Genomic DNA, 13,857 nt, shown 5'->3' on the forward strand with positions numbered 1-13,857 from the left:
TTAGAGAAAACAACCCTCACGATTCTTTGGAATCGAATGTGAGGTTTGTCCTTTTGAGTTGAAAATACTACTATTGTGCAGGAACTCCTGGGATTTCTTTTTTCTTTTTTTCCTTAGAGAGCAAACCTTTCAGCTTTTCTTGAGTGGCAGGGTCTTGGAGTTTTTCTTTTCCCATTTGAATGGCTTTTTGGCCTTCTTCGGAATTTGCCTTTTCAATGATTTTGTCCATAAGGCCTGGTTCTTCAGAAGATCCGTCGCTTGTTTGCGAACTAGCACAACTGAGTGAAAGGGAAAGGATGGTTGCTAAGAATAGTGTTTGTTTCATATCTGATTTCCGTAACTGCAAGGATTCTAGTTTCGAAATTTCGATCCGTCAATGGAAAAACAAAATCGTTTGTAGAAAACAGACCTCGTTCTAAAACCAATCCTGGAACCAAAACTATCATCAATTATAAGGATCTTTCATGGACCAAAAAACTCTGGATCAGGATTCAGCACAACTAGAAGCACTTGGACTCAAATCTGAATTTGAACGCAGTATGAGTTTTTGGGAAAACTTTTCTCTCGGTTTTACTTACCTTTCTCCCGTTGTGGGAGTGTATTCCGTATTTGCCCTAGCCATCCAAGCAGGTGGGCCTCCCATGATTTGGAACTACCTACTTGTCGGTTTTGGTCAATTTTTGGTATGTTTGGTCTTTGGTGAAATTGTATCCCAATACCCAATCTCAGGTGGGATCTATCCATGGTCTCTTCGTTTGGTGGGAGAACGTTGGGCTTGGATGTCAGCTTGGGTTTATGCTTGGGCCCTCTTTACCACTGTCGCAGCTGTGGCAGTAGGTGGTGCTCCTTTTTTAAGCCAACTCATCGGCATAGAGTTTGGTAATTCTGGCTTTATTTGGATTGCGATTGTAATGATCCTAATCTCTACCATTCTCAATTTAAGTGGGACAAGGTTACTTGCTCAAGTTGCGTTTTTTGGTTTTTTATGTGAACTGATTGGAGCTGTTGTTGTTGGTGGTTACCTTTTACTTTTTGCAAAAGTAAATTCAATATCCATTCTCTGGAATACATTTTCCTTTGGGGAGGGAGTGAATTATTTTCCCGCTTTTCTCGCCTCATCGGTAGCTGCGATGTTTTGTTATTATGGATTTGAGGGTTGTGGTGATGTTGCGGAAGAAACACCAAACGCAAGTTCAGCGATCCCAAAATCAATGCGTATGACCATTTATATCGGTGGAGGAGCCGCCACCTTTGTTTGTTTAGCACTTCTCCTTGCTCTTCCCAATGTAGAAAAAGCAATCTCTGGAGAAGACGCCGACCCGGTTACCACAACACTTATGGCTGCAATGGGACAAACTGGCTACCGAATGGTGATTGCTGTCGTCATGGTTTCTTTTTTATCTTGTCTACTCAGCTTACAAGCAGCTGCCAGTAGACTATTATTTTCCTTTGCCCGTGATGGGATGATCTTTGGAAGTAAACACTTAAACCATCTTTCCAAATCAGGAAAAGTTCCAGTGAATGCTTTGATCGTTACGGGTCTGATTCCGATTGTCATCGCAAGTATCGGGCACTGGTTACAAGATGCAGTCACAACGATTATTAGTTTTGCATCTGCGGGAATCTACGTCGCGTTTCAGATGGTAGTCATTGCGGCTTTGTATGCTAGATCCAAAGGATGGAAACCATCGGGATCGTTTCGTTTAGGAAAACTAGGGTTTCTCATCAACGCCTTAGCTCTGTTTTACGGAATCACAGCGGTCGCCAATATGGTTTGGCCAAGAACACCAGATGAACCCTGGTACATTAATTATGGAATGATTTTTACATCCTTAGTAGTGGTATTTTCAGGAATTCTTTATCTCTTTATAACCAAACCACATTTACAAAGAAAAACCTCTTAAAAAATAATTGTTTGTTGGTTTTACCTGTTTGGGATTAGGTATTATCCTTTTCCCAAACTTGGAACTCCCCACCAGAAATTTCTTCATTCAAAACCAATCTAAATCCAGGCAAATAACTACCACCGAACCCATGGAAGGTGATGAGTTTTGATTTTGGTTTCAATAAAAAAAGATTCTGTTTGAAAGTGCGTAAGTCTTTTAAAAATTGATTTGCCGATTTATTCTTTTTTAAATCAATCGAATGGCTACCTTTAATGGTTTCATACAAAGGGTTAAAACAATAATAATGAGAATGCCCAAAAGGAAAATGAGTTAAAAAATTTTTCTTTTGGAATTGGACCCTTGAAAGCCCCCAAAGTTTTTTCATGGCTTCAGAAACGGAAAGGAGTTCTTCTCTATCTTCTAATCCGATGACTTCAATGGATTCGGAAGATAAAAGTGAAAGATTAATGCAGAACTTTCCAACTCCCGAACCTAAATCAACAACGGATGTAACACCATCGGAAAAAAGATATTTCCAAGTTCTTTCAATCACAGAAATCGGAGTCCATTGGAACGGGGAAAGTTTCTGCAAATGCAAAGGGAGGAAGGCATCCCAACTTTCATCTGTCATTGTATCCCCTACGATGATTTTCCTCTCGTTTTCGAAAAATTGGTTTCTCATTTCTTTAGGCTGTGTTACAAGTTTTGTTTATGGACCAAAAGATTCAATATTTGAACCAAATGATAGAAATCATTGATAACAAAGTAACAATTTTTAAGAAAAACAAGTCCAAATTACCACAAGCTGCTTATGCTGCAGAAAAACAAGTTCTCACTCGCACGATTGAAGACACAATCAAACTAGCTGAAGAAATTAAACCTGTTCCCTTTTCCCTCATTAATGATCTAAAATCTTTAATCAAACAATTGTAAGGGAGATTATCTTTTTTATTCTTTTGCGAGTAATTCTCGGAACTGATTGACTCTTCTTCTGTTAGCAAAAATGTCCCAAAGTCCCAAAATGGATTGAGAGCGAACTTGGGCTTCTTGTTTTCCTTCTGGAAAATAAATCTCAACACGGTCAGGAAATCGAAATACCTTTGTAAAAAATATCACTCGAATGTATTCCCCTTCCTTCTCTTCTTTAATCCAGATGTTTTCAGATTCATGGAAATACTTCGCCATTCTTTCGTAGGCTACCTTTCGCGTTGTGGTATAAACAATTGGGTCTACTTTATGAACAAAATTGTATTCCATACTTTGGCTTGAAACACAGTTAGGCGAAGGCGGACAACCTCGAAGTTCCCCATCACTCACACCGGAAAGAGGACTGAGAACACTCATACAACAAATAAAGAAAACAGATAGTGCAGATTCCATATTTTCCAAAAATGGAATCTGTCTTTTTTTTACTTGCAGAATTTGGTTTTTTCGTATTTTTTATGTGCTCATGAAACGAACCATAAAGTACACCATTTCGGGATTGATTTTCATAATCATCTTACTCGTTGCCATTTCCTATTATTTTTCTAGTTTAGTTTTATATCCGAAAGTCAATTGTAAGTTAGACCATCATGTGTATTGCCAAGGCCCTATGGAACTTGGTTTGGAATTTGAAGAAGTCCAATTCGAAACAGTGGACAAATTGAACCTTGTTAGTTACTGGATACCCGCCAAACAAAATAAAGGTTCAATCATCATGGTCCATGGTCACGGGGGACAAAGAAACGAAGGACTTCGTTTTGCCAAAAGCCTACATGAAGCAGGTTACAATTTACTTTTACTAAGTTTGCGTCGTAATCATGGTGGATTTGCTTCCATGGGATTTCATGAACAAAAAGACGTTGAAGCAGCACTAACATTCTTAAAATCGAAGGGTTTCCAAAAAATTGGAATTTTCGGATTTTCAATGGGTTCTGCGACCAGTATCATCGCAATGGCAGAACATCCAGAAATCCAAGCTGGTATTTTTAGCAGTGGGTATGGAAGTGCCATTGATGTTCTTGTAGAATCAGCAAAACGCGATTTTGGAATTCCTTATTATCCACTCATTCCAGTCGTCAAACTCGCATTAAATCTCCGTGGTGATATGGACATTGATTCAGTAAGACCGATAGATCATATTGCATCCATTAGCCCAAGACCCATTGCCATCTTTCACTGCACAAAAGATGATTACGTCGACTACCATCATGCAAAAGATTTATTTGCAAAGGCAGGAGAGCCTAAATCCCTTTGGTCTCCAGAGTGCAATAGACACGAACGTCTGTGGAATTTTTCTCCGAAAGAAGCAGAAACAAGAGCCGTTGGATTTTTTCAGAAGTATCTAAAATAGGTGTTCTGTTTCGGTTCGTTTGGGTGAGTCAAAGAAGAAAAAATTATCATTCTACCTGGGTCCATATTCTTGAAATACGTTAAGAATTGACCAAGTTAGAACTCATCATTTGCTCCAAAACAGAAACCATACTTTGAATCAATAATTAGAATTAAAAAATAAAACCGATGTCCCAAACAGTTGAACATCTTTTAAAGAATTCTCACCTCCCCGGTCCAAGGGGAAATTTGGAGCTACTTGGTTCTTTTTCAAAAACCGCTTCGGCAAAGGAAATATCGGAATGTTTATCCTATTGCCAGGATGATATACATGATTCTCCAGAAGAATTTGTTGTTATGTGTGGAATCGTTGGATTTTGTATAAAAAATAAAAATCATATAAAGAAAACACTCTCGACCATTAGAAAATATGCCTCTCATAACAGCTGGAGAATAAGGGAAGCTGTAGCGATAGGCATCCAGGAAATTACAGAAAACAATACAAAAGAAATATTGGAAAATTTAAAAGTTTGGATAGACGGAAATGATTTAGAAAGAAGGGCCATTGTTGCAGCCCTATGTGAACCCAAACTCCTAAAGGAAAAACCATTTATTTTGGAACTATTAGAAATCCTTAAACAGATCACTATGCCCTTTGCTAAGATCGAAGGAAAACTCTCCGAAAACCAAAATTCCCTAAGAAAAACACTAGGGTATGGATGGAGTGTTGCCATTGTTTCTCTTCCAAAAGAAGGCAAAGCATCTTTTGAAAAAATTGCAAAAAACAAAAACAAACAAATCCAATGGATTATAAAAGAGAACTTAAAGAAAAACAGATTAAAAGTGATGGATAAAACTTGGGTGGAATCACTACAAAATTCCGTATAACAGAATTAATTCCTTTTTAGAACAGCTATTACATATCTATTTTGATCCAAAATAGATTAAAACAAAATTTTTTATATACAAATTCTGCATTCGCTAGATTCAATAGTCTAACAGGCATAAACCTTTAGTATAATTCAAATTTCATAAAAAGATAAATTACAATACATTAAGTTTCATAAATGGTGGCCTTTGCCTTTTCTTGTAACCATAAGAGATTAAACTAAATTCCCTTGCCATTGGAGTTCTAAAAAATGACAACAACTAAGACGGTTGCACCTAGAAAGATGATATCAGAAAAAATGATTAACCTAGGAGTAAAATCATTATGAAAAAGTATTTAGTCATTTGTTTATTGATTATATTCAATTATTCATGCACGGGATTGAGTAGGCTATTAGATACAAGCGACAACAATACCGATCAATATGTAGGTTTTGGCTTATACCTAATGCTTCTATCTAGCCCAGGTAGATGCCCTGCCGTTGATCTAACGCTTGAAAAGGGAACAAATTACCCCCTAACTCTTTCCACAACAAGGTCGGTTATCTTTAATATTTCATCAACCAACAATTTGCCTCCGCCAAATCAAAACAGAGATTACTTTTTGGTAATTACGAAAGATGCGACAACCAGTTTAGAATTCTCGGCCTTAAGACTTTGCAATGTGAGTAATTCAAGTTTAACGATGGAGTCACCTATTTCAGCTACTCCGACAGAGTTACAATATCGACTATATATGAATGATGTCAGAACACTTCAAAACGCTTTTTATCTTAAATTACTCTCTGGAAATGCATCAGTATCAATTCGGCAAGATTCACCATAACTACAAAATACAGTATAACAGAATTACCGTTAAACGATTATTTGCTATTGTGAGTAAATTTCCAGCTTTAATGAGGGCTCCATTAGATAGAATATTATTTAAACTTCTCCAGTAATTTAAAACAAACTCAATTTCGCTTTTGTTTTTGCAGCCTTGCAAAATTTCTCCGAAGACAACTTCATGTGCGATGACCTCCGAAGCCTCAATGAGTCTAACTAATTTTGAAAAGTAAGGTTCTTTTCCTCGGAAGAATTCAATCCAAACAGAAGTATCAACTAAAATCATTTTGTTCTATTAATTCTACTAATTTTTTCAGCAGAAAACTGGGATGAAAATTCAAGCGGTTTGTTTCTTGATTTTTCATTAAGCTTCTTTACCTTTGCAAGTTTTACCCATTCGGATAGTGCCTTTTGGAGCGAATCGGTAATATTTTACCTTCAGTATATTTTTGAACTTCTGTAATTAATTCATCAGGAAGTATTGCTGTTACTTTCATACGATTAAAAATACGATGAAAATTCGTATCTTACAAAAAATTTTTTTAATTTAATGACAGTTATGTGAACATTGCATATAACAGACTTTTGTCGCATTGCTCTATTCATAAACTATTCTATAAGGAAATGTAAAGTTCGTGCTAGAACTAAGGATTCTTCGTATGTTCGGGGGATAGATGTTTGTGAGGATTATTTATCCAACTGCTCGAAGGGGGACTCGAACCCCCACACCTTGCGGCACTACCACCTCAAAGTAGCGTGTCTACCAATTCCACCATCCGAGCGGGTGTGTATGTAGGACAGGTTAGGAAAACGGGTTCTTTCGTCAAGGAGATGAATTTTCTCTTGTCACTCCTCCTTGTCTTTCGGTAGGTTGTAGGGGTCATCCATATGCAAGTATCCGATCTAACCTTTCGACTCAAACTCCTCTTTATTGGTTTTTTCTCTCCCCTTCTTATTTTGGTTGGTCTCCTCCTTTCGGCACCGTATTGGCTAAAATCATCTGAAACTTACCAAAAATCAGATATTGCTGTTTTAGAAATTGCAAACACTTGGCCGACAAAAAAGAATTTAAAAGCAATTGTTACCTTATCCAGCCGTGCAGATTTCAAAAAACTGATTCTTGTTATACGAGAGGATAAGTTACAAAACCATGTTTTTTCCCCTTTGGAAGTTGAATCCAAAATTAAGGAACAACTTGTTACCCAAGGATTAAGCCAAAACTTACTCTCTTCACTCTTAATCCAAACATCCAAAATGGGTGACACAGACGAGGCATCCAAAAACCTATTAAAAATAGCCGTTTCTGACAATCTGGTGAGCATTTTACTTCTTTGCCGAGAGTATGAAACCAAAAGAGTGTTAGGAACCTATCGTAAAACCTTAGCCAGTTTGCCCATCAAGGTTACCGCTTATGGATTTCCTTCAGAGGTCTCCGGTTCCAATTGGTTTTTAACAGAAGATGGGGTCAGAGAAATCACCGGTGAATTTGTACGTTATCTGTATTCTTATATTAGAGGTATCCTTTAAATGGATGAAATCAAAGATTCCAACGAACTGATAGAACAACGCATTCAAAAAATTAACGATTTAAAAGCCAAAGGAATCAATCCCTACCCTCTTCGTTTTTTTCCCAATGCCAATTCAAAATCCCTAATTGCCGGATTTGATCCAAACCAAACGGAAAAAAAGTCCTTCAAACTTGGCGGACGTTTGCATGCAAAACGTGTGATGGGAAAAGCAAGTTTTGCTCACTTAAAAGATGCAGAAGGTCTTATCCAACTTTATGCGACTCGTGATGATTTAGGAGAAGAGAACTATTCTCTATTTAAGTCATTAGATTTAGGAGATTGGATCGGAATCGAAGGTTGGTTATTCCAAACACAAAAAGGAGAGACCACTCTTCACTTAACAAGCGTTCAGCTACTCGCAAAATGTATCCGCCCACTTCCTGTTGTCAAAGAAAAAGACGGAGTGGTTTATGACGCTTTCTCTGACGTAGAACAAAGATATCGTATGCGTTATGTGGATTTGGTTGTGAACGAAAATGTAAGAGAAACATTTAAAATGCGTTCTCGTATCATTTCTGAAATTCGTAAATTTTTGACAAATGAAGGATTTTTGGAAGTAGAAACTCCAATGATGCAACCTATCGCTGGGGGTGCTGCCGCAAGACCTTTTGTCACCCACCACAACACACTCGATATGGAATTATTTTTACGAATTGCACCAGAGCTCTACTTAAAACGACTCATTGTGGGTGGAATGGATCGAGTGTTTGAACTCAACCGCAACTTTCGTAACGAAGGAATCTCCACAAAACACAATCCAGAATTTACCATGATGGAAGCCTATATGGCTTTTGGTGATATGGAAACTATGTTATCACTCACAGAGAGAATGATAGTTTCTGTAGCACAGTCAATTGGCAAAGGTTTAAAGTTTGCTTATGGAAAAGACCAAATTGATTTATCGGCTCCATGGAAACGTGCAAAATACATTGATATCATTAAAGAATACTCTGGAATTGATTTTAGTAAAATCACTGACCTAAATGATGCCATTGCACAGGCAAAAGCCAAAGGAGTGGATTCTTCTGATTCCGTTTCTATTTGGAAAGTATGTGATGACGTTTTTAGTTCTCTTGTAGAACCACACCTCATCCAACCAATTTTTATCACTGATTTTCCAAAGGAACTCTCACCTCTCGCAAAATCAGGGGAAGATGATCCAAAATATGTAGAACGATTTGAACCTTATGTGGCAGGTCGGGAAATTGGTAACGCCTTTACTGAGTTAAACGATCCTTTTGACCAAAGAGAAAGGTTTGAAGAACAGGTAAAACAAAGAGAGGCTGGGGACGACGAAGCCTTTATGATGGACGATGATTATATTCGTGCTTTGGAATATGGACTCCCACCTACAGGTGGTCTTGGGATTGGAATTGATAGGCTTGTGATGTTATTCACTGACTCACACTCCATCCGAGATACCATCCTATTCCCACTCATGAGACCGGAATAGGATTTAAGACCCAAATACTTTCCTACTAGACTTTTCTCTCGCACAAACTTTGAGAGAAGTCTTGGGGGATAAAAAAAGCCTCAAAGGATTTTTTCCTCGAGGCTTTTTTTATTTAGCAATTCAAAACGATTACTTTTTGTTAATATTGAGTTTTGGTTCTGATTCGATGGTACGAATCAGTTTAGATAAATTTGACTGAAAGTTTGCAGTTTGGCCCGAACTTAGGCTGAAGTTCAGGGTTTCTTTTCTATTTGTATAACTAACCGCGATGTTTTGGCTTTCTCCAATTTTAGGAATGAGTTCGGATGAGATCGCAGAGCTAATGATAATGGTATCAGAATAATCTGTATTTGTCCGTTTGAGATTGTACCAAGTATCCCCTAACTTTAAAGACACACCAATGGGAATGTCCACGTCAAAGGTTCCAATTTCGTAGAGAAGGAAATATTGCACAAGGCCCGTACCATTGTCTCTTTCTGCTTTAAAATACATACAAGGGCGTTTTCCAGGAAACAACCCAAGAAATTTTCGCAAACAGATCTCTTTGGAAATTGCCGTTTGTTGCTCTAAGGTTGGTTCCGGTGTGACCACATAGGCTTTGGTTCCCGAGCAGGAAACAACAACCAAAAAAGTGAGAAAAATGGAGGAAATTCGGGTGAGGGAGAAGATTCTTTCCATGGTAAGCTCAACCTTTTTCGAGGTGCAAGGTTTAGCAAAGGAAAAAATCCTGTTCCTATGGTATCTTATCCCAAAGGAAAAATAAAAGTCCTACTCCTGGAAAACATCCACAAGGATGCTTACGAACTTTTCCACCGAGACGGTTTTGACGTAACCCTCGTCAAAGATGCGATGGAAGAAGCGGAACTCATCGAAAGAATTGCAGATGTACATGTTTTAGGCATTCGCAGCAAAACAAATGTTACGATCAAAGCTCTTCAAAATGCTAAAAAATTAATGACCATTGGATGTTTCTGTATTGGAACCAACCAAGTGGAATTAGAAGAAGCAGAAAAACGAGCAGTCCCTGTCTTTAATGCACCTTATAGCAATACAAGGTCTGTAGCAGAACTTGTGATCGCAGAGATCATTATGCTCGCACGAAAAGCAACTGACCAATCACGAGATGTCCATTTGGGTAAATGGAATAAAATTGCAAAAGGATGTTTTGAAGTTCGCGGAAAAACACTTGGGATCATTGGTTACGGGCATATTGGGTCACAAGTATCGGTACTTGCCGAATCCATGGGGATGAAAGTAGTCTTTTATGATATCATTTCAAAACTGCCACTTGGGAACGCATCCTCTGTCCATAGTTACGAAGAACTTCTCAAACTATCTGACTTTATCACCTTCCATGTTCCAGAAACAGAAGAAACCAAAAATCTATTTCGAAAAGAACACCTGAACCTAGTGAAACCCGGTGCCTATTTGTTAAACCTTTCTCGTGGAAAGGTTTTAGAGATCGATGCACTTGTTGAAGGTTTAAAGTCTGGAAAACTTGCGGGTGCAGGTGTGGATGTGTTTCCAGAAGAACCAAAATCGAATGATGATCCTTTCGTAAGTCCATTACAAGGTTTACCAAACGTCATTCTTACACCGCATGTCGGTGGTTCTACGGAAGAAGCTCAAAAGAACATTGGATCAGAAGTGGCTGAAAAATTATTAAAATATGTGAATAATGGTTCTACTACTTTTTCTGTAAACTTTCCTAATATTGAATTAGGTAGTTTGAAATCGGGTTACCATAGAATTCTCAATATCCACCAAAACCAACCAGGTTTTTTAAGAGATATCAACTCCATCATATCCGATTTAGGTGGAAATATTTTAACACAAAACTTGAGCACTTCAGCAAACATTGGTTATTTGAGTATGGAAATTGATAAAAACTTGGGTGATGAACTAAAAGACAAAATCAAAGCCCATAAACATTCGATCCGGACTCGAATCCTCTATTAAAACTTTGGGAAGGATTGGCTCAAATGATAGAAATCCTTCCCATCTTTACAAACTCACCACTCAGAAATTATAGTTACCTCGTTTATTCCAATCGGACAGGCGAGGCATATTGTATTGATCCCTTTGATGCAAAACAGATCCTAAACCATTCACAAAAGTTAGGAGTGAAAATCAAAGGAATTCTCAATACCCACGAACATGGAGACCATACCCAAGGCAATTTAGAACTAAAAGAAGAAACAAAAGCGATTGTCTACGGTCACAAAGATGCAAAACACAAAATTCCTGGGATGGATCAAATTCTAAAAGAAGGTGATCTTGTTTTTTCCGTGGAAAAAGAATCACTAGCTGTTTGGGATACACCTGGCCATACATTTTCCCACCTAAGCTTTGTTCGTAAAAATTCAAAAACCATCTTAGGGATTTTTTCCGGAGATACCCTATTTAATGCAGGTGTAGGAAATTGTTTTCGAGGTGGAGATCCAAACGTTTTATATGAGACTATTCAATCTCGTTTTGAATCCCTACCCGATTCTTGTTTACTGTATCCAGGTCATGATTATTGGGATAATAATTTAAATTTTGCAGAACATGTGGATCCAAAGAATACGTATCGGGACAGTTACAAATCTTCTTTAAAACCTTTTCAAATTTCTGAAATGGGTGCAGAGAAAAACCTAAACCCTTTTTTTAGAAGGAATACAAACTCAGTCAAAGACCGACTAACGGAGCTAAAGGAAACCTATTCAAATGATCGTTCCATATTTTTGACACTACGAAAACTAAGAGATCATTGGTAATTTTGTATTTTACAAACTACAAAGAAAAGACAAACTTTAGCCAATGACGATCATTACTATTTGTTTACTTGTTTCAATCGGCCAAATTTATTTAGCAAAAGGAATTGTTGCCATTGCAATGGCAAAAGAAGGAAAAGGTTACGATAACCATCATCCGAGAATGCAACAATCAAAACTCACTGGTTGGGGTGCTCGAGCGAACGGTGCACATCAAAACGGATTTGAGGCATTTTCGATTTTTTCTGTCGCTATTTTATTCAATCTTCTCCTGGAAGTTGATTTTTATTGGTTAGAAATTCTTGCGATGAGTTTTGTGGCTTTGCGTTTTTTATATATTTATCTTTATATTGCAGATCTACCAAAAGCTAGGTCAACCATTTGGACTTTAGCATTTCTTTGTACAATGTTGATCTATTTACTACCAATTCTCCCTTGAAAAAAGTCCACTATACCTATTTCACTTTTTTTCTCCTATGTTTGGTTAGTTTTTTTCTCTACGCGCAAACAGAAGAAAAAGAAGAAACAAAAGAATACCACTCTAGAGAGTTTGATTTTCAAAAAGCCAAACGGGTTCTAAAACGTTTTTATAAAAAGGTGGGAACTGACTTCTATTGTGGTTGTTCCTTTTCAGAAGATAAAGAGAACTTCGGAAGGCTCAAAATCGATTTTACCTCCTGCGGGCTCTCAAGCCGAAAAGACAACCACCGCCAAACATGGATTGAGTGGGAACACATTGTACCTGCTTATAGTTTTGGGAATAACAGGGAATGTTGGACTAAAGAAAACTGTGAGGCCAATGGAAAACCGGTGCGGGGACGAAAATGTTGCAGGGCCACCGATCCTGAATTTAATCGAATGGAAGCGGATATGCACAATATTGTTCCTGTTCCCGGAGAAATCAATGCAGACCGTGGAACCTTCTCGTATGGCGAAATTGAAGGTGAAGAAAGAAACTATGGGTTATGTGATTTTGAAATCAATTTCAAAGAACAATCAGCAGAACCCAAACCAAACATTCGCGGTGACATTGCTCGAACCTATTTTTATATGGAATGGAAATATGGGATTCCGGTTCCAGAAAATAGAAGAAAACTTTATGAATCTTGGAACCAACTGGACCCACCCGATACCTTTGAAATTCGAAAAAATGAAATCATCGAAAAAATCCAGAAGGTCAAAAATCCATTCATTGATTGAATCGCAAACTGCATTCAGATTCTAAAAAATTACGAAAGACCATCATCCTTCTGGAAGGAGTCCTGTTACTCGGATGGATCACCCAGACACTTCCAAAGTTTTCTAAGGAATGGTCGGTTAAGATGGGAATCAGTTTTCCTTCTTGGATATATTCTTCAATGTCCCAAAAGGAACGAATGAGAACCCCTCTTCCTTTCAGTCCCATTTGCACAAGGCTTGCAGCATCATTTGACAAAAAGTATCTCTCCTTTGTTACATCACTCAAAGACAAATTAGTTCCAGAAAATTGAACCGTTTTATGTAAATCCAAATACAAAAGATTATGTTTTTCTAAATCCTTTGGAGAAAGAATTTTCTTTTTCATTTTCAAATACAACGGACTCACAACAATTGAAATTTTATTTTTAAATAATTCCATTCCAACAAGTCCAGATGGAATCTCTGTTCCGACACGTATTCCAATATCAATCGACTCTTCCATAAGATCGAGCAAACTATCGGTGACAATGAGTTGGATGGTAATTTTAGGATTTTGTTCTTGGAACTTTTCTATGACTTCGGATACAAAATTCTTTGCCATAGAACTCACACATGTGACCCGAAGGATTCCCTCTAACTCATCTTTGTTGGTTAAAGAATTTTCTAGTTCCTTCACACTCTCAATGACAGAAATCACTTTTTGAAAAATTAGGTCTGCCTCTCTTGTAGGGATCACCTTTCTTGTGTTCCGATAAAACAACTGTGTGTTCCAAAGTTTTTCTAAACCCTGGATTCTTTTGGCAACCGCTGCCTTTGTTAACCCCAAACGTGCGGCAACTTGGGTAAAACTTCGCTCTTGGACCACCAAAACAAAGGTTTTTAGGTCATCGAGGTCTCGAATCGGTGAAATCATCCCACCATTGTATACTAATAATATACAATAAGTCAATCAAATACATAATTGAATATTTTTTATATACAAAAACGGG

General features: G+C 37.7%; 15 protein-coding genes, 1 tRNA gene and 2 pseudogenes. 10 read left to right on the forward strand and 8 right to left on the reverse strand.

The features are described from left to right. Window positions 1-70: 70 nt before the first annotated feature. Window positions 71-325, reverse strand: a complete 255-nt coding sequence (locus tag EHR01_RS04970; protein ID WP_135693594.1) for a hypothetical protein — start codon at window positions 323-325, stop codon at window positions 71-73. Between the two features lie 139 nt (window positions 326-464). Between EHR01_RS04970 and EHR01_RS04975 the strand changes: the two genes are divergently transcribed. Beyond that, entirely contained in the window at window positions 465-1,904 is a 1,440-nt protein-coding gene (locus tag EHR01_RS04975) for an APC family permease (RefSeq protein ID WP_135693595.1), read from the forward strand. 34 nt (window positions 1,905-1,938) lie between these two features. Here EHR01_RS04975 and EHR01_RS04980 read toward each other — a convergent pair whose 3' ends face one another. Continuing rightward, window positions 1,939-2,517, reverse strand: a complete 579-nt coding sequence (locus EHR01_RS04980) for a methyltransferase domain-containing protein (RefSeq protein ID WP_341866991.1) — start codon at window positions 2,515-2,517, stop codon at window positions 1,939-1,941. Window positions 2,518-2,597: 80 nt separating this feature from the next. Here EHR01_RS04980 and EHR01_RS04985 point away from each other — a divergent pair, with 80 nt between their 5' ends. Beyond that, a complete protein-coding gene (locus tag EHR01_RS04985; RefSeq protein WP_004788665.1) occupies window positions 2,598-2,819 on the forward strand; it encodes a hypothetical protein in 222 nt (73 codons plus the stop codon). A gap of 15 nt (window positions 2,820-2,834) precedes the next feature. Here EHR01_RS04985 and EHR01_RS04990 read toward each other — a convergent pair whose 3' ends face one another. Continuing rightward, window positions 2,835-3,266: a DUF1499 domain-containing protein gene (locus EHR01_RS04990; RefSeq protein ID WP_135693597.1), complete on the reverse strand. Its 432-nt coding sequence runs from the start codon at window positions 3,264-3,266 to the stop codon at window positions 2,835-2,837. A gap of 70 nt (window positions 3,267-3,336) precedes the next feature. On the opposite strand from EHR01_RS04990, the gene EHR01_RS04995 reads away from it, so the two are divergent. Both EHR01_RS04995 and EHR01_RS05000 read left to right on the forward strand, forming a co-directional pair. Further along, window positions 3,337-4,221 carry an alpha/beta hydrolase gene (locus EHR01_RS04995; RefSeq protein WP_135693598.1) on the forward strand — a complete coding sequence of 295 codons (885 nt, stop codon included), beginning with the start codon at window positions 3,337-3,339 and terminating at the stop codon, window positions 4,219-4,221. A gap of 167 nt (window positions 4,222-4,388) precedes the next feature. Continuing rightward, window positions 4,389-5,087 carry a HEAT repeat domain-containing protein gene (locus tag EHR01_RS05000; protein WP_135693599.1) on the forward strand — a complete coding sequence of 233 codons (699 nt, stop codon included), beginning with the start codon at window positions 4,389-4,391 and terminating at the stop codon, window positions 5,085-5,087. 880 nt (window positions 5,088-5,967) lie between these two features. Here EHR01_RS05000 and EHR01_RS05005 read toward each other — a convergent pair. From EHR01_RS05005 to EHR01_RS05015, 3 genes and pseudogenes are all read right to left on the reverse strand, one after another. Beyond that, window positions 5,968-6,198 (reverse strand): annotated as a pseudogene (locus EHR01_RS05005) (PIN domain-containing protein); the annotation flags it as partial. Then, window positions 6,195-6,409, reverse strand: a pseudogene (locus EHR01_RS05010) (hypothetical protein). The pseudogenes EHR01_RS05010 and EHR01_RS05005, both read right to left, overlap by 4 nt. A gap of 203 nt (window positions 6,410-6,612) precedes the next feature. Continuing rightward, window positions 6,613-6,694: transfer RNA gene (locus tag EHR01_RS05015), tRNA-Leu, on the reverse strand. Window positions 6,695-6,800: 106 nt separating this feature from the next. On the opposite strand from EHR01_RS05015, the gene EHR01_RS05020 reads away from it, so the two are divergent. Both EHR01_RS05020 and lysS read left to right on the forward strand, forming a co-directional pair. Beyond that, window positions 6,801-7,439, forward strand: coding sequence for a hypothetical protein (locus EHR01_RS05020; protein ID WP_135693601.1), 639 nt, complete (start codon window positions 6,801-6,803; stop codon window positions 7,437-7,439). 9 nt (window positions 7,440-7,448) lie between these two features. Beyond that, entirely contained in the window at window positions 7,449-8,933 is a 1,485-nt protein-coding gene (gene lysS, locus EHR01_RS05025; protein ID WP_208721742.1) for a lysine--tRNA ligase, read from the forward strand. Window positions 8,934-9,062: 129 nt separating this feature from the next. Here the strand turns inward: lysS and EHR01_RS05030 are convergent, their stop codons facing one another. After that, the gene (locus EHR01_RS05030) at window positions 9,063-9,611 is read right to left on the reverse strand and encodes a hypothetical protein (RefSeq protein ID WP_135693603.1); all 549 of its coding nucleotides are present in this window, start codon (window positions 9,609-9,611) and stop codon (window positions 9,063-9,065) included. 57 nt (window positions 9,612-9,668) lie between these two features. On the opposite strand from EHR01_RS05030, the gene serA reads away from it, so the two are divergent. The 4 genes from serA to EHR01_RS05050 are packed head-to-tail and all read left to right on the forward strand — an operon-like array spanning window position 9,669 to window position 12,889. Further along, on the forward strand, window positions 9,669-10,892 hold the full coding sequence (gene serA, locus EHR01_RS05035) for a phosphoglycerate dehydrogenase (protein WP_135693604.1): 1,224 nt from the start codon (window positions 9,669-9,671) through the stop codon (window positions 10,890-10,892). A 23-nt stretch (window positions 10,893-10,915) separates the two neighbouring features. After that, window positions 10,916-11,692 (forward strand): hydroxyacylglutathione hydrolase family protein, encoded by a 777-nt coding sequence (locus tag EHR01_RS05040; RefSeq protein WP_135693605.1) that lies wholly within the window; start codon window positions 10,916-10,918, stop codon window positions 11,690-11,692. Between the two features lie 43 nt (window positions 11,693-11,735). Further along, window positions 11,736-12,128, forward strand: coding sequence for an MAPEG family protein (locus EHR01_RS05045; protein ID WP_135693606.1), 393 nt, complete (start codon window positions 11,736-11,738; stop codon window positions 12,126-12,128). Continuing rightward, window positions 12,125-12,889, forward strand: a complete 765-nt coding sequence (locus EHR01_RS05050) for an endonuclease (RefSeq protein ID WP_244309977.1) — start codon at window positions 12,125-12,127, stop codon at window positions 12,887-12,889. The genes EHR01_RS05045 and EHR01_RS05050 overlap by 4 nt, the downstream gene beginning before the upstream one ends. Here EHR01_RS05050 and EHR01_RS05055 read toward each other — a convergent pair. Beyond that, the gene (locus tag EHR01_RS05055) at window positions 12,879-13,781 is read right to left on the reverse strand and encodes a LysR family transcriptional regulator (RefSeq protein ID WP_135693607.1); all 903 of its coding nucleotides are present in this window, start codon (window positions 13,779-13,781) and stop codon (window positions 12,879-12,881) included. The two genes, EHR01_RS05050 and EHR01_RS05055, sit on opposite strands and share 11 nt — an antisense overlap. Window positions 13,782-13,857 lie beyond the last annotated feature (76 nt).

Origin of the sequence: Leptospira mtsangambouensis, assembly GCF_004770475.1 — a bacterium.
In the GTDB taxonomy this organism is placed as follows: domain Bacteria; phylum Spirochaetota; class Leptospiria; order Leptospirales; family Leptospiraceae; genus Leptospira_A; species Leptospira_A mtsangambouensis.